This is a genomic window from Streptomyces griseomycini (genome assembly GCF_014203535.1).
Classification (GTDB): Bacteria; Actinomycetota; Actinomycetes; order Streptomycetales; family Streptomycetaceae; genus Streptomyces; species Streptomyces griseomycini.
In genome coordinates, this window is the sequence record NZ_JACHJI010000005.1 from 178647 (window position 1) to 198418 (window position 19772).

The following is a 19772-nucleotide window of genomic DNA, read 5'->3' on the forward strand; positions in this document are numbered from 1 at the left end:
GGTCGACCGCGTCGCCGCGGCAGTCAGCTCGAACGTCAGTTGCAGGTCGTGACGCTCAGGCTGCTGTCGCCGCAGAGCAGCAGGCTCGCGCGGCTGCCCGACTCCACGTCCCCCATGGCCTCGTCCTTGGGGGTCTCCAGCGACTGCAGTTCGAACAGGTTCATGACATCATCCCTTCGTTCGGCAACGGGTTCTCTTTCACGGCCCCGGGTGGGGCCGGCTCTGGGGCCGCTGCCCTCCGGGGCAGCGGCGGGAGGAACGGCAGCCCGGCCGGCGGGCCGCCGCTCACGGAGGCGACGGCCAGCAGGCATCCGGCCGTCCCGGTGGAGAGGTCCATGGACAGGCGCATCATCTGCTCGCCGGGGAAGGCGAGCCGGCCCCGGTAGGACAGGGCGTGCCAGGACAGCGCGTCGAGCTGGCGCCGGACGGCCTCGCGTCCGGTGCCGGGCCCGGTGGCCGCGGTGCGCCCGAGGAAGAGCACCATCCCGGCCACCCCCCGGTACAGCCCCGGCTGGGCGTAGAACATGGCCTGTGCCGCCGCCACGATCTCGTCCCTCGCCCGGGCGAACTCCTCGTCGTCGCGGTGGGCGAGGTAGTCGTCGAGCACCATGCCGATGCCCACGCTGCCCGCTCCCAGGTAGGGCATGGTGCGCCAGCCCTCGTCGACCTGGAGGGCGCCGCCCGCCCCCCGGACGCAGCGGGCGAGGTCCTGGCGCAGCGCGTCGGCCGCGAGCTCCAGCAGGCCGGCGTCCCCGGTGCGTTCGTACAGGCGCACGAAGAGCAGGGCGCGCCCCGCCGCTCCGTACAGCAGTCCCGCACGGGGCCGGGCCGGGGCCTTGCCCGGGGCCGGCGCACCGCGTGCGGTCAGCTCGGCGCAGCGCAGGGCCGCCGAACGGAGCGCGGTGTCGCCGGTGGCGGCGGCCAGCGAGTCCAGCGCCAGGCCCAGCCCGGCGGTGCCGCCGTGCAGGTCCGCGGAGAGGTGGTCGAAGGACTGGTCGAGCAGCAGCTCGGCGAGATCGAGCGCACGGTCGCGATGGCCGAGGTACTCCAGTGTCCAGGCGATCCCGGCGAGCCCGTCGTGGAAACCGAGCGGCATGCCCGACGGCGGTTGCTTGGTCCGCTCCAGCAGCCACTGCTCACCGTCCCCGTGGCGTCCCGCCCCGCTCTCGGCCAGGGCGTACAGCACGCCGGCCGCGCCGTGGCCGAACGCCAGTCCGCCGCCCGCCGTGGCGAACTGCGCGATGTCCCCGGGGAAGAGGCGGTCCGCGCGGGACGGCGTCGCCGACGCGCGGATGGCCGCGGCCATCGACTCCCGGCTGCGGGGCCAGTCGCCCGGCTCGACGGGGACGACCGGCTCGACGGGCGCGGCCGGTTCCGCGCCCCGCCGGGCCGCGGGCGGATCCGCGGCACCGTCCGTGATCTCCTCGACGGCCGCGTCCAGGAAGCCGCGGTCGACCGGGAACTGGCGCGCCACCAGGTCGGCGAGGTGTCCCGCCTTGCGCCGGTCCAGCGCGAGCAGACTGGTGAGCGGGAGGAACAGCGCCAGCCGCAGACAGGCCAGCGCGTACCGGTCCACCGCCACCCCCCGCCGGTCGGGAGGCGCGACGAACCCGGGGTTCGCGACGGTCTGCCGGCCCGGCTCGTCGACGTGGTGCGCAGCCTCGAAGTCCAGCAGCGCGACGTCGCCGTTCTCGCGGACCATGATGTTGAACAGGTGCAGGTCGTTGAAGACCACACCCCGCGCGTGGACGTCCGCGACGGCCCGTTCCACCCGGGCGTGGACGTCGAGGGCCCAGGCGGTGTACTCGGCCAGCCGCTCCTCGCCCGGGTCGGCCTCGATGAGCGGATGACGACGCGCGAAGAACGTGTTGAGCGGCTTGCCGTCGATGTGCTCCAGCACGAGGAAGTGGTGCTCCCCGACGGTCAGGTGGTCGAGCACCTCGGGCGTGCAGCCGAGACCCGACAGGCGTTCCAGCGCCCGGCGTTCGCGGTGCAGCCGGGTCACCGCGTCGGCGCCGTCGGCGGCCAGCCCGGCGTACGGGCGGGCCTCCTTGAGGACCACCCGCGCGCCGGTACGGGTGTCCCGGGCGAGGTAGACGCCCCCGCCGTTGGAGAAGTGCAGCGCCGACTCGATCGTGTACGGCAGGTCCGCCACGGTCACCGCGGCGCGGGCGTCCAGGTGCGGGCGCAGGAAGGCGGGCGGGGTCACCCAGTCCGGCACGCGGAAGACGGGACCGCGCGGGTCGGGCACCAGCACCCCGTCGGGACGGGCCACGGCGGGCCGCAGCTCACCGTTCTCGTCGTAGCAGTCGCGTCGGGTGAAGCCGCCGTACCGGACGTGCACGGGGCCGTCACCGAGTCTCAGGTCGCTCAGGATGCGGGGGCCGGGCTCCCCGGCCAGCAGGTCCGACAGCTCGCCCGCGAGGCGTTCGAAGCGCGCCTCGTCCGCCGGGTACACGGTGATGAACTTGCCGCTGCCGGCCCGGTCGGCGTACTTGGCGTTGCGCTGGTGCAGCAGGTAGCGGCTGGGGACGAACTTGAACGCCGTCCCGTGGGCGAGGCAGTGGTCGCGGACGCGCTCCAGCACGGACTCCGCGTTGTCGAGGCACGCGGAGACGTGGATCTTCCAGCCCTGGTCGGGCAGGTCGGCGTCCACCGGCCGCAGGGCGAGCCAGTCCCCGCTCTCGTTCTGCTGCCACCCCTCCGGGACGGGCAGACCGGCCGCGGCGTACCGGGAGTTCCCGGCACCGGTGCCGGGGGCCGTGCGATGCGGAGCGTCGTAGAAGTACGGGTCCGCGTCGCAGTACACGGCGTAGCCCTTGTTCACGCCCTCTCCCTTCCACCGGCGGGTGACGGGGAAGACGCTGTCACGGGGCGCACCGTCGTCGACAGTCACCGCTGTCATGACTCCGATGTGCGGAACGCACGGGTAACTTCGCGGGACCGGACGGCGGGCGCACCCGGGAGCACCGTGCCGGTCCCGCCGGTGACGGCTCCACCGCATGCCGCTCGTCCCCCGCGGGGGTACCGTCCTTCCATCGGCGAATCCGCGCGGGATTCCCAGAGCCACGGTGGAGCAGATGACGGCCCGCAGCCGGCGGGGGACCTTCCCCCGTGACGCCGGGGGCGCCCCGTGACCGGAACGGACGGTCCGGCCGCCGGCACCGAAGCGCTGGACGCCGCCTTCGCGGAGGCGGTGCGGGGCACCGGCGCGTCCATCGGCGCGCTCTACCTGCTCGTGCCGGACGAGCCGCTGCTGCACCTGGACGTGCTGTACGGGGCGTCGGCCGGTCTCGCCGCCCCGTGGACGCGGCTCTCGCTGGCCGCTCCGGCCCCGGTGGCCGACGCGGTCCGGGAGGACCGCCTGGTGTGGGTGGGCGACCAGGAGGAGATGGCCCGCTCCTACCCGCGGACCGCGATGGTGCTGCCCTACCCGCTGGCGCTGGTCGCCGCGCCGGTCACCGGCGCCCGCCGGTGGGGTGCCCTGCTGCTGATGTGGCCGGCCACCCGACCCCCGCACATGACCGGGCGGGAGCGCGGCCACATCATGTCCCGCTGCCGGAGCCTGGCCCGGCTGCTCGAGGAAGCCGCCGGACACGGTGCGCCCCCGCAACATGCCGACCGGCCCCGCGTCCTGGGCGCCGGTACCGCCCGGCGGATGACGAGCCCGACGATGGCCGTCGCCGACTTCGCCGAACGCCTGCCCGGCGGCAGTTGCGCCCTGGACCTGACGGGACGCTTCGTCTACGTCAGTTCCGGCGCCGGCGACCTGCTGGGCCGGGACGCCGAGCAACTGCTGGGCACACTGCCGTGGCAGTCCCTGCGCTGGCTCGACGACCCCACCTACGAGGACCGCTACCGTGCCGCGGTCATCAGCCGGGAGCCCGTCGCCTTCACCGCGTGCCGCCCGCCGGACCGGTACCTGGATTTCCACCTCTACCCGGACGCCAGCGGCATCAGCGTGCGCATCGTCCCCAGCGGTGCCCAGCCCCCGCCCGCGCCGGCGCCCTACCACCGCACCGGCGTCTCGCCGGCCCGCGCGGGGCAGATCTACCAGCTCACCCACCTGGCCGCGGCGCTGACCGAGGTGGTCGGGGTCCAGGACGTCATCGACCTGGTCGCCGAGCAGATCATGCCCGCCTTCGGGGCCCAGGGGCTGGTGCTGTCCACCGCCGAGGCCGGCCGGCTGCGGATCACCGGTCACCGCGGTTACGCCCCCGACACCATCGCACGCCTGGACGGCCTCCCCCTGGACACCGTCCTCACCCCGGCGGGGCAGGCGCTCGACAGCGGCAGCCCCTCCTTCTTCTCCGACCCGGAGGAGATGCGGCGCGCCCACCCCGAAGCACCACAGATCAGCGGCAAGCAGGCCTGGGCCTTCCTGCCGCTGGTCGTCTCCGGCCGCCCCGTCGGCTGCTGCATCCTCTCCTACGACGAGCCCCACGCGTTCCACGCCGAGGAACGGGCCGTCCTGACCTCGCTCGCCGGACTCGTCGCCCACGCCCTCGACCGCGCCCGCCTGTACGACGCCAAGCACGACCTGGCCCGCAGCCTCCAGCAGGCGCTGCTCCCGCGCACTCTGCCGGCGGTCACCGGCCTGCGGGTCGCCGCCCGCTACCTGCCCGCCACCCGCGGCATGGACATCGGCGGAGACTTCTACGACCTGATCCGGCTCGGTGACTCCGCCGCCGCCGCCGTCATCGGAGACGTCCAGGGGCACAACGCGGCGGCCGCCGCGCTGATGGGACAGGTCCGCACGGCCGTGCACGCGCACGCGACCTTCGGCACGCCCCCGGACCGGGTTCTGTCCGGGACGAACCGCCTCGTCACGGAGCTGGGCCCGGACCTGTTCACCAGTTGCCTCTACGCCCACCTCGACTTCGCCCGCCGCCGTGCCACCCTGGCCACCGCCGGCCATCCGCCGCCCCTCCTGCGCCTCCCCGGCGGCGAGACCCGTCCGGCCGACGTCCGACCGGGACCGCCCCTGGGCATCGATCCCGGGGCGGTCTTCCCCACGACCGGGATCCCGCTCACCCCGGGCCTCACCCTCGTCTTCTACACCGACGGACTGGTCGAGACGCCGGGAACCGACATCGACGACTCCATCGCCCGGCTCGCGCGCCGTCTCGCCCACGCCGACGACCGGGACCTCGATCTGCTCCTCGGCGAACTGCTGGCGCAGGCGGGCGAGGCCGGACAGCGCGCCGACGACATCGCGCTCCTCGTCCTCCACCTCGAGGCCGGTCGGCACCGGCGGGGCTGAGCCGGCCCGCGTACCGCCGACCGCCCCGCCGGTGCGTACGCGGGGGCAGGAGGCCTCGGGACGGCCGGGCCCCATAAGGTGCCCCCATGTCTGCGACGTTGAATTCGAGGAGAACCCGCGAAGCGCTCCGCGCGTCGGCGCGGGTCTCCGGCGAGCTGCTGCTGGTCCTGGTGATGGCCGCGGCGGTTCTGTGGGTGCTGGGCCGGATGTGGTCGGTGGTCTGGCCGCTGATAGTCGCCCTCCTCCTCACCACGCTCACCTGGCCCCTGACCCGCTTCCTGCGCCGGCGCGGTCTGGCCCCGGCGCTCGCCGCGTCCGTCGTGACCGTCCTGTTCCTGCTGGTGGCCACGGGCACCGTGGCGCTGATCGCGGTGCCCGTGGCGTCGGAGTCCGGCGAGCTGGCCGACGGTGTCGTCGAAGGCATCCAGAGGCTGCGCGAATGGGCCGCCGGGCCGCCGCTGAACATCGACGACGCCCAGATCGCCGGTGCCTTCGACACCGCGGTCGCCCGCATCCAGGACAGCGCCGGATCCATCGCCACCACCGCGGTCACCGGCGTGAGCACCGTCTTCAGCGGTGTGGTCACGGCCGTTCTGGCGCTCTTCCTGATGTTCTTCTTCCTCAAGGACGGTCCGCGCTTCCTGCCGTGGCTCGGCCGTCAGCTCCCCGGCCGGCTCGCCACCGACGTCCCGGCCGTGGCCGCGCGGTGCTGGGACACCCTGGGCGCGTTCGTACGGTCCCAGGCGCTCGTCGGTCTGCTCGACGCCGTGCTCATCGGACTGGGCCTGTGGATCCTGGACGTCCCCCTGGTGCTCCCGCTCGCGGTGCTGACCTTCGTGTCCGCGTTCGTGCCCATCGTGGGTGCCCTGTTCGCCGGCTTCGTGGCGGTGCTCATCGCGCTCGTGTCGAACGGCCTGACGGACGCGCTGATCGTGCTGGCGATCATCGTCGTGGTGCAGCAGCTCGAGGGCAACGTGTTCCAGCCGATCATCCAGAGCCGGGGACTCGGCCTGCACGCGGCGGTCGTCCTGCTGGCGGTGACGCTGGGCGGAAGCCTGACCGGCATCGTCGGCAGCCTGCTCGCCGTACCGGTCGCCGCGCTGATCGCGGTGGTCTGGAACTACCTGCGCGAGCAGCTCGGCGACCCGCCGCAGGCCCCGCGGACCGACGGCCCGGGCACCGGTGCCGGCGCCCCGTCGTAGCGGGCCCGCCCGCTCCGGCGGCCGGCACGTCTCCGGCACGCCGGCACAACCCCACCCGCCCCAGGTCCGACAGGAAGTCCCCATGACGTACGACCTCACCGCCCTGCGCGCCCAGGTTCCCGCGCTGGCCGCCGGCACCGCGCACTTCGACGGCCCCGGCGGCACCCAGATGCCCCTGCCCGTCATCGAGGCGATCGGCACCGCGCTGTCCCGCCCCCTCTCCATACGGGGGGAGGGCCTGCCCGGCGAGCGCAACGCCGAGGACATCGTCACCGGCACACGCCGCGCCATGGCCGACCTCCTGGGCGCCGATCCGGCCGGCATCGTCTTCGGACGCAGCGCCACCCAGCTCACCTACGACTTCTCCCGCACCCTGGCCGGTGGCTGGTCGCCCGGCGACGAGGTGGTCGTCACGCGGCTGGACCACGACGCCAACATCCGCCCCTGGGTACAGGCGGCCGAGCGGTCCGGCTGCACCGTCCGGTGGGCGGACTTCGACCCGGCCACCGGCGAGCTGACCGCCGACGACATCCGGGCCGTGCTCTCCGAGCGCACCCGGCTGGTGGCGGTCACCGCGGCCTCGAACCTGATCGGCACGATGCCCCCGGTCGCCGAGATCGCACGGATCGTGCACGAGGCCGGTGCGCTGTTGTACGTCGACGGCGTCCACCACACCGCGCACGCCCGCGTCGATCTCGAGGCGCTCGGCGCGGACTTCCTCGTCTGCTCCCCGTACAAGTTCCTCGGGCCGCACCACGGCGTCCTGGCCGCCCGCCCCGCACTCCTGGAGACCCTGCGCCCGGACAAACTGCTGCCCTCCACGGACGCGGTCCCCGAGCGCTTCGAACTCGGCACGCTGCCCTACGAGTTCCTGGCGGGCACCCGCGCGGCCGTCGACTTCCTGGCCGGCCTGGCGGCGCGGGCGTCCGGCGGCCGCCGCGAGCGCCTCGACTCGGCGTTCGAGGCGATCGGGGAACACGAGGACACGCTGCGGGGCCGGCTCGAGGAGGGACTGGCGGCCTTCGGGGAGGTCACCGTCCACTCCCGCGCGGCCCGGCGCACCCCGACCCTCCTCCTCACCCTCGAGGGCCACGACACCGCGGACGCCTACCGGTTCCTGGCGGAGCGCGGCGTCCACGCGCCCTCCGGCACCTTCTACGCGCTGGAGGCCTCCCGCCGGCTCGGTCTGGGGGACACCGGCGGCCTCCGCGTCGGCCTCGCCCCCTACACCGGCACCGAGGACGTCGAGCGGCTTCTGGAGGGACTGTCGGCCTTCCTGGGGCGGACGCCGCGGACCGCTCGGGGCCGGGGAACACCCGGCGCGCAGGCCGTGCCTGCCGGACGGTGCGGTGCGGGGGAGTGACGGATGGGCGACGACAGGACCGCGGGCCGGTCCCCCTCGGCGCCCGGCCGCCCCTTCGGGGGGCTGACCTACGGCACCCCGGGGGCGACCCGTCCGCAGGCCCCGCTCTGGGGGGAGGCCCCGCCCGGGTTCCGCCGGTTCGAGAGGACCGTGGTGATCGGACGGGGAGAGGGCGCCTGGACCGCGGCCAGGGACGCCGTGACCCGCTGGGAGGTCAAGCGGCGCAGCGGGTTCGCGGTCGCCCCGGCCGACGGGGGAGGCGCCGGGGTGCGCGCGGGAGGGCGTTACCGCATCACCGCGGGCCTCGGCCGGTTCGTCGTCCGGGAACCGGTCGAGGTCGTCGCCGTGGTGGACACCGCGACCCGGTGCGGTTTCGCCTACGGCACCCACCGGGGGCACCCCGTCAGCGGGGAGGAGGCCTTCATCGTGCACCGGGACGACGACGGCCGTGTCTTCCTGACCCTCCGGTCCCTGACCCGGGCGGCTCCGGCGGCTCCGTGGCGGTTCCTCTTCCCCTTCCTGCTCCTGGCCCAGCGCTGCGTCCGCGAGCGGTACCTGCGCGCGTTGGCGTGAGGCAGGACGGCGCGGCCGCACGCCGAGGCGCCGCGGGTCCCGCGGCGCCGGGTGACCGGCGGCCGGCGCCGTTCCCGGGGCTCAGCCCAGGACCGCCTCCCAGGTGTCGACGGCGTAGTGGACGGTCATCCCGTGGCGGTCGTACAGCCGGGGTGCCCCGGTGGCGTTCGCCGTGTCCACGCCGAGCCCGACGACGTCCCGCCCCCGCGCGGCGAAGGCCGCGAAGGCGTGCCGCAGCAGGAAGCCGCCGAGGCCCCGGCCACGGGCCTCGGGCAGGACGCCGATGCTGCGGATCCAGCCCATGGCCTCCCGGTCGTCGCGCGCGATCAGGAAGCCCACGTCCCCCAGGTCGTCGTCGGTGACGATCCACACCAGGGACCAGTCCAGACCTTCGGCGTCGATGTCGTGCAGCCACGGCTCGTAGGCGCGCGGCTGGAAGTCGAAGTGGCCGGCGAAGGAGGCCTGGTACAGCGCGTGGACGCGGACGCGGTCCGCCTCGGCGGCGCAGTCGCGGATCCGCAGGCCGGAGGGCACCTCGGGCACCGGGTCCTGCGCGGGGTCCAGCGCGCGGCGCAGGACGTGGTACCGGCGCACGACCCGCCAGTGCCGCTCGCGGAGCAGGCGGGTGTCGAGGGTGGGCGCCGTGTTGAGGTGCAGGTGCACCACGGCCCTCGCGGCACCGTTCTCCCGGGCCTTCTCCAGCGCCCGGGCCTCCATGGCCGCCAGCACGGGCGCGGCGGTTTCCTGGTGGTCGGGCAGCACGTAGTGGTCGACGTCGATGCGGTCGCCGCCGGACTCGTCCCACAGCAGCCCGTAGGCCACCAGCCGGTCCTCGTCGAAGACGAGCCAGGAGTCGCGTCGCAGGTCGACCTCGGGATGCTTCAGGTCGGCCTCGACGGTGTGGAGGTCCGTCTCGGGCCGGCCGATCTCTATCTCGTCGACCCTGTTGAGCAGTTCGGTGATGGCGGGCGCGTCATCGAGTGTGGCGGGACGCAAGGAGTAGGGCATGAGGACAAAGAATCCGCGGGCGGGGCGGGAGGCGCAACGGCATTTCGCCGGCGGACCGGTCCCCGGCCGGGGCGGTCCGGCCGCTCGTACGGCCGGACCGCCCCGTCCGGGCAGGCGTCAGCCGGGGCCGCGGAAGCCGGCCGGCGCGTGGTGCAGCTCGGTGACGACCGCCGCCATCAGTTCGGGATCCAGCACCGATGCGTCGGCGAGGCGGGTGGGGGCGGTGAGGGAGTTCAGCAGTGTCTTGGTGACGCGCAGGGCCGCCGCCGGCCGGCGCAGGACCGGTTTGGCCCAGGCCGTGACGGCGGCGTCGAGGGCGTCCTCGGTCACGACGTTCTGCAGGATCGACAGCCGGTGGGCCTCCCGGGCGTCGAAGGCGCGCCCGGTGAGGACGAGTTCGCGCACGCGGGCGGCGCCGGCCTCGCTGACGAGGCGGGGCAGGAGCCCGCCCCAGGCCGTGGGCAGGCCGAGCGCGAGCTCGGGCAGCCGGAAGGTGGCGGTGTCGGCGCCCACCCGCAGGTCACAGGCGAGGGCGAGGGCGAGGCCGGCACCGACGGCCTTGCCCTGGACCCGGGCGATGGTGACGGCGGGGTTGGAGGCGAGGGCGTCGCACACGCGCCGGGCCCGGACCCCGGAGGCGCGGATGCCGCCGCCGGTGGGGTCGTGGGCCAGGTGCTCGGCGAATTCGCCGCGGTCCCCGCCGAGGCAGAAGTCGTCACCGGCGGCGGCCAGCACGACGACCCGTACCGCGGGGTCCTGTTCGTCGAGGACGGTGAGGAGGTCGTCCAGCATGGTGTCGGTGACGACGTTGCCCTGCTCGGGCACGTTCAGCTCGACGGTGAGGAGCGGACCCCGCTGGTGGACGCGCAGGGTCTTGAGGACCCGGTCCGCGGGGAGTTCGGTGAGGGGCGTGCTCATGTCGTGACCTTCAGGGAGGAGACGCGGCGGAAGACGACGCGGGAGGTGTCGTACACGGGGGGCGCGGCGGGCCGCAGGGTGGGGAATCGTTCCAGCACCTGACCGAGCAGCTCACGGGCCTCCAGCCGGGCGAGGGCCGCTCCGAGGCAGTAGTGGGCGCCGCCGCCGAAGGCGAGGTGGGACCCGTTGCGCAGGATGTCGAAGACGTGGGGCCGCTCGTTGCGGCGGGGGTCGTGGGCGGCCGAGCCGTACAGGACGTGGACGGTGGTGTCCTTCGCGAGGGGCACGCCCGCGAGGACGGTGTCGTCGGCGGCGATGCGGGAGTTGACGACCACGGGCGGGTCGTAGCGCAGCGTCTCCTCGATCGCGTCGTCGATGTGCTCGGGGTGCCGGCGCAGCCAGGCCGCGCGGGAGGGCTCCTGGGTGAGGAACCACACGGCGTTGGTGAGCAGGACCGCGGTGGTCTCCAGCGAGGCGATGGTGATGAACATCGTCAGGTCGTAGACCACCTGGTCCGCGGCCGCCCGGTCGTCGGGGTACCGGGCGTCCCAGTGGTGGATCCAGCCGGTGAGGACATCGTTGCCGGGGTGGGCCCGCCGCTGCCGGACGAGCTCGGTGAAGAAGGCCCGCATCTCCAGCGTGGCCTGGGCCGATACGGCCAGTTCGCTCTTGGTGGGCAGCAACTCCTGTGCGTAGACCTGCCGGTGGGTGAAGTCCAGGATGTGCGGGAAGTGCTCCGGGGCGATCCCGAGCCACTCACCGACGGTCCGCATGGGGAGCTGCTCGGCGACGGTGCGGACGAAGTCGGCCTCCCCGTCGGCGCGCAGCCGGTCCCCGAGGTCGTCCAGGAGCCCGGAGGCCAGGGCGGCGATCCGGGGACGCATGGCCTGGAGGGTGGTGCGGTCGAAGGGGTTGCCCAGGGCCCGTCGCTGACAGGTGTGGGTGGGCGCGTTGAGACGGGGCAGGGTGCGTGTCATCTCCCGGGTGGCGGGGGCCTGCCAGCGCTCCGGGTCGGGCTGGCGCTCCTGCCAGGCGAAGTCCGGCACGAGCCAGTTCCTGCCGCGCAGGACCTGGCTGCATGCGTCGAACCCGGTGACGAAGTAGCCGCCCCAGGGGGCGGGCACGACGTCCCCCAGGGAGCGCATCTCCTCCCAGACGGGCAGGGGGTCGGCCTGCCCTTCGGGGGAACGCAGGCGGCGGAGGAGGGAGATGACGGCTCGGCGGTCGGTGAGGGTGCCGCGTATGTCGCCAACGGCGGTCACGCATGGCTCCTTTGGCTGGTTCTACCGGTACCGCCGGAACCTACCCTTCCATACTCCGGTGTCATGCGCCTCTGTGTGTTGCTCCTGTCACATGCCGTGCATCAGACGCGGAAGATGTCCAGGAAGCTGCTCCAGAACCCCTTCCTGCGTGCCGGGTCCTGCCGGACCGGCGCGGACGCGGCCACGGGGAAGGGCTGCTCCGCGTCCGGCGCCGGGGCCCGGTTCTGCAGTGCCGCCGCCATGCGGGTGGCCGGCGTGGGGGTGAAGGTCACGGGCAGCGCGACGAGGGCGCGGTGGAACGGCCCGGGCCGCCACTGCAGGTCCTCCTCGGGCACGGCGAGCACCAGGTCGGGCAGCGCGTTGAGGAGCCGCTCGATCGCGGTGCTCGCGATGACCTGGGCCGGGTCCTTGGCGGGGCAGGCGTGCGGGCCGGCCCCCCACGCCAGGTGGGCCCCCCTGCGGTGCGCGCGGCGGGCCTCGGCGAGCGCGGGGTCGCTGTTCGCTCCCGCGAAGGAGATGACGACCGGGGTGCCCGCCTCCGCCACGTGACCGCCGAGGTCGACGTCCTGGAGCGGGTAGTGGGTGGCGTAGTTGGCGATGGGGGTCTGGTTCCACAGCACGTGGTCGAGCGCCTCCTCGATCAGCATGCCGCTTCCCCGGCCGCCCGCCCCGGACAGCAGCAGGACCAGGGCGTTGCCGATGAGGTTGCGCTCGGGCTCGACGCCGGCGCCCATCAGCATCACCAGCTGGTCCTTGAGCTCCTCGTCGGTCAGCCCGGCGGGGTGCTGGATCAGCCAGGAGGTGACGTCGTCGCCGGGCCGGCGCCGCTTGAGGGCGATCAGCTCCATGAGGCAGGCGGTGAGGTCCTCGTTGGCGCGCAGGGCGTCCTTGCCGTCGAAGATCGCCGACATGGAGGTGGTGAGGGTGTCCCCGATGTCCGGAGGGCAGCCGAAGAGCTTGTTGAACAGCAGCAGCGGCAGCAGCTTGGCGTAGTCGTTGAGCAGGTCGGCGCGGCCCCGCTCGCTGAACCGGTCGAGGAGGTAGTCGGCGATCGGCTCCACGTCCCGCCGGATCCGGGTGATGTTGAGCCGGGCCAGACTGTCGGTGACGGCCTTGCGCAGCCGCAGGTGCACCGCGCCGTCGGTGAACAGGCAGTTGGGCCGGTAGGCCATCATCGGCAGGACCGGGTTGTCCATGCCGATGCGGCCCTCGTTCAGTGCCTTCCAGCGGCGGGCGTCGCGTACGAAGAGCTCGGTGTTCTGCAGCACCCGCAGCGCCGTCTCGTACCCGACGACCAGGGTGGCGTCCGCGCCGGGGGCGAGTTCGACCGGGCCGGCCGGGGCGTGGGCGCGCAGCCGGTCGTAGACCTGCTGGGGGTCGGCGGCGAACGCGGCGTCGTGCATGGGGCATCTGCCCACGGCGGGCGGAGAGGTTTGCTGGAGATCCATGACGTCTTCCTTAGTGAACCGGGAACCTCCGCTCCCGGGCCGGGTGGGCGCGGGGCGGTCAGGCCGCGCGGTCGAGCAGGTGCCGGACCAGGGCGATCAGGGCCTCGGCGGAAGACCGCTGGTCGCGTGCGTCGCAGTAGACGACGGGGGTGTCCGGGAGCAGGTCGAGCGCCTCACGCACCTCTGCCTCGTCGTAAGTGGCCGACCGGTCGAAGCAGTTGACGGCGATGGCGTACTCCAGGCCGTAACGCTCGACGAGGTCGATGACGGGGAACGTCTCCTCCAGCCGCGCCGGATCGACCAGCAGCAGCGCCCCCAGCGCGCCGCGGGCCATGTCCTCCCACAACTGCATGAAGCGCTGCTGTCCCGGTGTCCCGAACAGGTACAGCACCAGATCGTCGCTGAGCGTGAGACGGCCGAAGTCCAGCGCGACGGTGGTGGTGGTCTTGTCCGCCACGCCCCGCAGGTCGTCCACGTGGACGGACGCCTGCGTCATCTTCTCCTCGGTGCGCAGGGGAGTGATCTCCGACAGCGAACCGATGAAGGTCGTCTTGCCCACGGCGAAGTGCCCGACGACCAGGATCTTGGCGGCGTTGGTCACCGCGCTGGAGACGTAGATGGACCTCTGGGCCGTCTCAGCCGATGAGGGATTGGAGTCCATTCAGAACCTTCTCGAGGGTCGCTCTGTCAACGTTCTGGGCCCGGGGCGGCTCGGCACGGCGCAACAGGTGCCCCTGCTCGAATAAATCGGTCAGCAGCAGCCGGGCCACCCCGACCGGCAGGCCGAGGTGGCCGGCCACCTCGGCGACCGACAGGTAGCCCCCCGCACACAGGTCCCAGATGGCCCTGACTTCGGGCCCGGCCCCCAGCGGAAGGGTCCGCTCGGGGGCCAGGGTGACCAGGGTGTGCAACGCCAGATCGTCCGAGGACGGCAGGCTCCGGCCGCCGGTGATGACGTAGGAGCGGACGAAGTCGCTGGTGACGGATGCTTCCTCGCCGGGGGTCGTCATGCGCCGGCGCCGTTGTCGGAGTTGCCGGAACGCGGCGCCACGCTCATCGCCTTGCTCAGCGCCGCCACGGTCTTCTGCATGCGGAACGACATGGCCTCCATGTCGACGTCCAGGGCGGCGGACACGGCCAGATAGGCGCCCTGCCCGGCGGCGATGAGGAAGATCCAGCCGCCGTCGTACTCCAGCAGTGTCTGCTTCCAGATGCCGTGCCCCGCGCCGACGAACCCGGCCACCGCCCGGCTGAGGGACTGCATGGAGCTCATCGCGGCGGCGTTCGTCTCCGCGTCGTCGCGCGAGATGTCGTCCGAACGCTGCAGCAGCAGGCCGTCGCCCGAGACGAGGACCGCGTGGCGGGCACCACGCACCTCGAGCACGTCGTTCAGCACCCACGACAGGTCGGTGTTCACTGGTGGTCAGGTCCTTCCGTGGTGTTCGTGGTCCGCCCGAGCTGGGTGCCGCGCGCGAAAGCCCCCAGGCGGGACGCGGTCACCTCGCCGGCCGACTCGGACGTCTGCTCGTCGATCCCGGGCGCGGGGTCCGGCGGGGGCACCACCGCGATGGGCCCCTGGCGCCGACGGCGCTTGGGCAGCCCGCCGGACGTCTTGCCCACGACGTGCGAGGGGCCCACCGGCACGGGAGCCAGCCGCTGGGGCGCGGTCTGCTGACCCTCGGACTCCCGGGCCGGCTCGGCGGGCGCCGGCCCGTCGGCCGACAGGAGGCTTTCCGGCACACGGATCACGGCACGCACTCCGCCGTAGGGGGACACGGAACCGACCGAGACGGCGAAGCCGTAGCGCGCGGCGAGCATGCCGCACACGGCGAAGCCGAAGTGGGGCGGGTCGCCGAGGCCGGTGATGTCGACCGGTCCGTCGGCGGAGAGGAGGGCCGCCGCCCGGTCCTTGGTCTCCTGGTCCATGCCCAGCCCGGCGTCGTCGACGATGAAGCACACGCCCGTGGGGACGGCCTGGATGTTGACCTCGACCGGCGTGCCCGGAGCGCTGTAGGTGGTCGCGTTGTCCAGCAGCTCGGCCAGGACGACGGCCATCGGCTCGACGGCCTTGCTCGAGACGGAGACGCTGACCTGCGCGTGGATGCTGACCCGGTCGAAGTCCTTGATCCGTCCCTGCGCGCTGCGGGCCACGTCGTAGACGGTCGCCGCTCCCTCGCGCCGGCCCAGCCATCCGCCGCACAGCACCGAGATGCCCTTGGCCCGGCGGCTGAACTGGCTGCCGGTGTGGTCCACCGACATCAGGTCGGCCAGCACCTCGGCGTCGTCGCCGTACTTCTTCAGCAGCCCGTCCAGCAGCAGTTGCTGCTCCTCGGCGAGCGACTGCAGCGTTCCCATGGCCGACTTCAGCACGGCCTTGGTCGACGACTCCGCGTCGGCCCGGACGTCCGCGAGGTCGTCCTTGTGCCGGGCGTTCAGGGAGGCGATGTGCTCCTGGAGCTGGACGATCCGCCCTTGGGCCTGGCCCAGCCCCGTCTCCAGGTCGTTCTTCGTTCTTCGGAGCGCCAGGTTGGTTCTCCGTGCCCGCATCACCGCGAACACCGCAGCGACGAGCACCACAAGCAGGACCCACAGCAGTGGGTCCCGGATCAATGACGTCATGAGACTCTCTTGGAAGTCGCATCGCGCCAGGGGTGCGGAAGGTCCACCGAATCCTGCCGAGGGTCCGTGCCGCCGAACGGCGCGGGCCACGGGCGGACCAAGCCTGACTCCTTAGCGATGGGGCTTAGAGACTGTCCCCCGTACGCGTTCATGACGCGCCGCCAGCCTGCTGAACGTGCGATGATCTTATCAGGCGCCCAGGGGCAACACGCTTGTTTCAGCGACTGGTTGGAGAAGCTCACCAGACCCCCACACCCTGGCGCGCAACCGTGCCGGGAAACACCCGGTTCCGGTGATCCATCCGGTGAACAGGCGGCGAAGAACAGGGGTGAGGGCGCGCCGCGGGCACGACGGCGGCCCGAGCCGGCCGCGGCGTGCCCGACGCGGGGAGAGCGGTGCCGGCGGCCGCGCCGACGTCTTCGGCACGATGCGGCTTCCGCCCCGGAAAGAGGACACGCCCTGACCGCATCGGCTGCGACGGTTCTCCCGTACCCCGACCAGATCGACCGGAAGGACCGGATCACCGTGACCGCCGTCACCCCATCCCGCTCCGCTCGGCGGCGAGCGGGCCGGCGAACGCCCGACGGACGCACCGCGGGCGGGACCCCGTGACCGTTCTCGACGCCCGTGCGCTCAACCGGGCCACACTGGCCCGGCAGTTGCTGCTCGAACGCGCCGACCTCCCCGGCGCCGACGCCGTCGCGCACCTGTGCGGACTGCAGGCACAGGAACCGCAGGAACCGTTCGTCGGGCTCTGGTCGCGGCTGCGCGCCTTCGACCCGGCGGTCCTGTCGGGCCTGCTGACCGGGCGGCGCGTGGTGCGCACCCACCTCATGCGCCGCACCGTCCACCTCGTCACCGCCGACGACGCCCTGGCCTGGCGCGGCCGCCACGCCACCATGCTGCGCCAGAAGGTCCTCGGCGTCTACCGCCGCGAGTTCGACGGGGTGGACCTCGACCGGCTCGCCGCGGCGGGCCGGTCGATGATGGCCGACGGCGCGCCGCGTACGACGGCCGAGCTCGCGCGGGCCCTCGCCGAGCACTGGCCCCGGCCGGGGCGGCGGGCGCTGGGGGAGATGGTGGTCACCGCCCTCGTCCCGGTGGTGCAACTGCCACCGCGCGGACTGTGGCGCACGAAGGCCGGGGTGCGCACCGTGCTGCTCTCCTCCTGGCTGGGGCGCGAGATCGACCCGCTGCCCCCGGACGGGACCGATCCGGTCGGCCGGGCGCTGGTGCGGCGCTACCTGGCCGCGTTCGGCCCCGCCGCCCCGGCCGACCTGCGCGCCTGGTGCGGCCTCGCCGGACTGCCGGCCGCGATCGCCGCGATGCGCGGGGAACTGGTCGCCTTCCGCGACGAACGAGGCCGGGAACTGCTGGACCTGCCCGACGCGCCGCGTCCCGATCCCGGCACACCCGCCCCGGTGCGGTTCCTGCCGGCGTTCGACAACGCGATCCTCGGCTACCACGACCGCGGCCGGATCGTCGACGACGCCCACCGCGGTCTGTCGGTCGCCGGCGAGCGCGCCGTCCTGGTCGACGGCCGGGTCGCCGCGACCTGGACCGTCGACGCCGGTACCGTGACGGTCACCCCGCTGCGCCGCTTCTCCCGGGCCGACCGCGCCGCCGTCGCCGAGGAGGGGCGGGCACTGGCGTCGTTCCTCTCCGACGGCGACAGCCGTCGCGTCCGGATCGCCGCCTCACCCCGCTGAGCGGCACACCTGCGCGGCCCCTCCGGGCGACGACCCCGGGCCCGTTCGCCTACTCCGGGGGCGTGGGCGTGTCGTGGGTGCGGTACATCGCCTGCACGTCCAGCTCCAGCTGGACGGTGGGGCCGACGACCGCGATGCCGCGGGCCAGCATCGAGCGCCAGTTGAGCGTGAAGTCCTCGCGGTGCAGTTCCGCCTTCGCCAGTGCGGCGCAGCGCAGTTCCTGCCCGTAACCGCCGTTCACCGTCCCGAGGTAGGTGGTGTCGAGGCCGACGGAGCGGCTGGTGCCGTGCATGGTGAGCGTGCCGTGCAGGGTCCACTTGGAGCCGCCGCGGTAGACGAAGCGCGTACTGACGAAGTCGATGTACGGGTAGCGCTCGACGTCCAGGAAGTCGGCGGAACGCAGGTGGTTGTCACGGGTCTTGTTGCCCGTGGCGATGCTGGAGGCGTCGATGCGCACCGAGACCTGGGAGTCGGCCATGTCCGGCGCGACGCGGATGCCGCCCTCGAAGCGGGTGAAGCGGCCGTGGACATGGGCCATGCCCACGTGCTTGGCGATGAAGCGGATCGCGGTGTGCGGCGGGTCGAACAACCAGGTTCCGGACGGCGGGAGTTCCAGCTGACGGGCGGACTCCAGCGTGATGCGGGTCGGGGGGAGGGCCGCACCGGCGGTTATGTCGACGGTCTCGCGGGCGGGTGACAGACCCTCGGCCACGGTCATCACGCTGTAGGTGCCCGGGGGGAGCGTCGCCATGAAGAGGCCGTACGGGTCGGTGGTGCCGTGGGCCACGACCCGGTGGCTGTCCAGCGCGGTCACCGTGACCTCGACTCCGCCCACGGGCTGCCCCGTGAAGTCGACGACCTCGCAACCGAACGCACCGGCGCCGGACGGCAGGGGGACCGTCAGGCCGGGCGCGGCGTCGGAGGCGCTGCGGGACAGCCTGCGTCGGAGCACTCCGAGGACCATGGCGTTCACCTTTCTTGACACGTGTCACCATCGCGGACCCGCCCGCCGGCCGTGTTCGCGGTCGCCAAGAACCACCGGAAACGGAAAGCGGGCTCGAGGGGCGCGGTTCGTCGACGATCATAGAGGCGTCGGTGCGGAGCGTTTGCTCCCGGTGTCGGATCAGGTGTGATGCCTTCCCCGGTGGTCCCGCCCCCGTGGCCCGGCGTGTTCACCGGTTGCGACGCCGCGGCCGACCTCGATGCTTTGCGTGAATGCTGCGGCAAAGAACACCTGAAGTTTCACAACATTCCCGCACGGCCCCCACTCCCGGGGCGCCGTGGCCGTGGCCGTGGCCCGGAAGGGGCGGGCACCAGCCCTCTTCCCTCTCGTCCTCGGCGAAGTCACCGACCCCGTCGACGACTTCGCCGCGCCCGTCGTGGTCGTACCCCGTGTCCGTACGCGGACGGGGGTCCGTGCGTCCCCCGGTGCCCGGCCGACGGCAGGATCCGTCCGTCGGCCGGGACGCCCCGGTCCCGGAGCTCCGCCCCGAGGCGGGACACGGTGGAGCGGGCCGGCGCGTCGCGCCCCTCGGAGAAGAGGCCGCCTCGCCCGCTGGCCTCCCGGGCGGGCGGCGGAGTGGCGGGCGGGGCGGTCGAGCGCACGGCCGAGTTCCCGGTCCGCACGGCGATGTCGGCCACGGGCCCGGGGGCGGTGTTCCCCCGGCGTCGCGGCTCCCCGCGCTCGTCGGGACCACCCTCACGACCACATCGAGGAGGCGGCCGGCCCGTGGTGCGGGCGAGGGACGACCGCCGAGCCGCGCCGGCGAAGCACCGGCCGCCCCCCTCGACGAGAGGCGCCGCGGCACCGTGCCGCGGCGTCCGACGCCGCCGACCCGGCCGCGTCCCGTGCCCACCGGTGCCCGGGCGGGGCGTCGAGGAGGAAGGCCTCCTCGTCGTGCCTCGTCGTGCGCCGGGGCCCGGGCCTCGTGCCGTCGCTGGAGGGCGATGACGCCCGCGGGCCCGCCCGCGTTCAGTCGATGACCGCCGTGGCCTCGACCTCGACCAGGTGCTCGGGCACGTCCAGCGCCGCGACGCCCAGCAGCGTGCCCGGGGCGGCCGGGGTCACGCCCAGCTTCGCCGCCGCCCGGGCGATGCCCTCCAGGAGCAGGGGCATCTTGTCCGGGGTCCAGTCGACGACGTGGACGGTCAGCTTCGCCACGTCGTCGAAGGAGCCGCCGGCCCCGGCCAGGGCGGCGCCGACGTTGAGGTAGCACTGCTCCACCTGGGCGGCGAGATCCCCTTCGCCGACCGTGACCCCGTCGGCGTCCCAGGAGACCTGTCCGGCGACGAAGACCAGTTTCGACCCGGTCGCGATCGACACCTGGTGATACGCGTCGATCTCCGGCAATCCACTGGGATTCACCAGGGTGATGGCCATACCGTCCTGCCTCCTTGCCGTGAGAGC

17 protein-coding genes are annotated in these 19772 nt (G+C 73.6%); 5 read left to right on the plus strand and 12 right to left on the minus strand.

Going from position 1 to position 19772, the window contains the following annotated elements; translation table 11 throughout:
- Nucleotides 1-35: 35 nt before the first annotated feature.
- Together ramS and lanKC are read right to left on the minus strand one after the other, a co-directional pair.
- Entirely contained in the window at nt 36-164 is a 129-nt protein-coding gene (ramS, locus tag FHS37_RS15430; protein ID WP_184821471.1) for a mycelium formation morphogenetic lantipeptide SapB, read from the minus strand.
- Complete coding sequence (gene lanKC, locus FHS37_RS15435; protein ID WP_184822120.1) at nt 161-2827, minus strand: class III lanthionine synthetase LanKC; 2667 nt, start codon at nt 2825-2827, stop codon at nt 161-163. The genes ramS and lanKC overlap by 4 nt, the downstream gene beginning before the upstream one ends.
- Before the next feature lie 306 nt (nt 2828-3133).
- Here lanKC and FHS37_RS15440 point away from each other — a divergent pair, with 306 nt between their 5' ends.
- The 4 genes from FHS37_RS15440 (at nt 3134) to FHS37_RS15455 (ending at nt 8401) form a co-directional block, all read left to right on the plus strand.
- The gene (locus FHS37_RS15440) at nt 3134-5263 is read left to right on the plus strand and encodes a SpoIIE family protein phosphatase (protein ID WP_184821473.1); all 2130 of its coding nucleotides are present in this window, start codon (nt 3134-3136) and stop codon (nt 5261-5263) included.
- 86 nt (nt 5264-5349) lie between these two features.
- On the plus strand, nt 5350-6465 hold the full coding sequence (locus tag FHS37_RS15445) for an AI-2E family transporter (protein ID WP_184821474.1): 1116 nt from the start codon (nt 5350-5352) through the stop codon (nt 6463-6465).
- 82 nt (nt 6466-6547) lie between these two features.
- A complete protein-coding gene (locus FHS37_RS15450) occupies nt 6548-7828 on the plus strand; it encodes a cysteine desulfurase-like protein (protein WP_184821476.1) in 1281 nt (426 codons plus the stop codon).
- 3 nt (nt 7829-7831) lie between these two features.
- Complete coding sequence (locus tag FHS37_RS15455; protein WP_184821478.1) at nt 7832-8401, plus strand: DUF1990 domain-containing protein; 570 nt, start codon at nt 7832-7834, stop codon at nt 8399-8401.
- 81 nt (nt 8402-8482) lie between these two features.
- Here the strand turns inward: FHS37_RS15455 and FHS37_RS15460 are convergent, their stop codons facing one another.
- The 8 genes from FHS37_RS15460 to FHS37_RS15495 all read right to left on the minus strand — a co-directional run bounded on the left by FHS37_RS15460 (nt 8483) and on the right by FHS37_RS15495 (nt 15656).
- Nucleotides 8483-9409 (minus strand): GNAT family N-acetyltransferase, encoded by a 927-nt coding sequence (locus tag FHS37_RS15460; RefSeq protein WP_184821480.1) that lies wholly within the window; start codon nt 9407-9409, stop codon nt 8483-8485.
- A 117-nt stretch (nt 9410-9526) separates the two neighbouring features.
- A complete protein-coding gene (locus tag FHS37_RS15465; RefSeq protein WP_184821482.1) occupies nt 9527-10327 on the minus strand; it encodes an enoyl-CoA hydratase/isomerase family protein in 801 nt (266 codons plus the stop codon).
- The gene (locus FHS37_RS15470) at nt 10324-11589 is read right to left on the minus strand and encodes a cytochrome P450 (protein WP_184821484.1); all 1266 of its coding nucleotides are present in this window, start codon (nt 11587-11589) and stop codon (nt 10324-10326) included. Before FHS37_RS15470 ends, FHS37_RS15465 begins: the two co-directional genes overlap by 4 nt.
- A 101-nt stretch (nt 11590-11690) precedes the next feature.
- Complete coding sequence (locus tag FHS37_RS15475; protein ID WP_184822122.1) at nt 11691-12992, minus strand: cytochrome P450 family protein; 1302 nt, start codon at nt 12990-12992, stop codon at nt 11691-11693.
- 103 nt (nt 12993-13095) lie between these two features.
- The gene (locus FHS37_RS15480) at nt 13096-13698 is read right to left on the minus strand and encodes a GTP-binding protein (RefSeq protein WP_184821486.1); all 603 of its coding nucleotides are present in this window, start codon (nt 13696-13698) and stop codon (nt 13096-13098) included.
- Nucleotides 13673-14047, minus strand: coding sequence for a DUF742 domain-containing protein (locus FHS37_RS15485; RefSeq protein ID WP_184821488.1), 375 nt, complete (start codon nt 14045-14047; stop codon nt 13673-13675). Before FHS37_RS15485 ends, FHS37_RS15480 begins: the two co-directional genes overlap by 26 nt.
- Nucleotides 14044-14454 carry a roadblock/LC7 domain-containing protein gene (locus FHS37_RS15490; protein WP_184821490.1) on the minus strand — a complete coding sequence of 137 codons (411 nt, stop codon included), beginning with the start codon at nt 14452-14454 and terminating at the stop codon, nt 14044-14046. The genes FHS37_RS15485 and FHS37_RS15490 overlap by 4 nt, the downstream gene beginning before the upstream one ends.
- Nucleotides 14451-15656 (minus strand): ATP-binding protein, encoded by a 1206-nt coding sequence (locus FHS37_RS15495; RefSeq protein WP_184821492.1) that lies wholly within the window; start codon nt 15654-15656, stop codon nt 14451-14453. Before FHS37_RS15495 ends, FHS37_RS15490 begins: the two co-directional genes overlap by 4 nt.
- 608 nt (nt 15657-16264) lie before the next feature.
- On the opposite strand from FHS37_RS15495, the gene FHS37_RS15500 reads away from it, so the two are divergent.
- Entirely contained in the window at nt 16265-17365 is a 1101-nt protein-coding gene (locus FHS37_RS15500; RefSeq protein WP_184821494.1) for a winged helix DNA-binding domain-containing protein, read from the plus strand.
- A gap of 49 nt (nt 17366-17414) precedes the next feature.
- Here FHS37_RS15500 and FHS37_RS15505 read toward each other — a convergent pair whose 3' ends face one another.
- Both FHS37_RS15505 and FHS37_RS15510 read right to left on the minus strand, forming a co-directional pair.
- The gene (locus FHS37_RS15505; RefSeq protein WP_184821496.1) at nt 17415-18329 is read right to left on the minus strand and encodes a YceI family protein; all 915 of its coding nucleotides are present in this window, start codon (nt 18327-18329) and stop codon (nt 17415-17417) included.
- 1008 nt (nt 18330-19337) lie between these two features.
- On the minus strand, nt 19338-19745 hold the full coding sequence (locus tag FHS37_RS15510; protein ID WP_184821498.1) for a RidA family protein: 408 nt from the start codon (nt 19743-19745) through the stop codon (nt 19338-19340).
- Nucleotides 19746-19772: the final 27 nt, after the last annotated feature.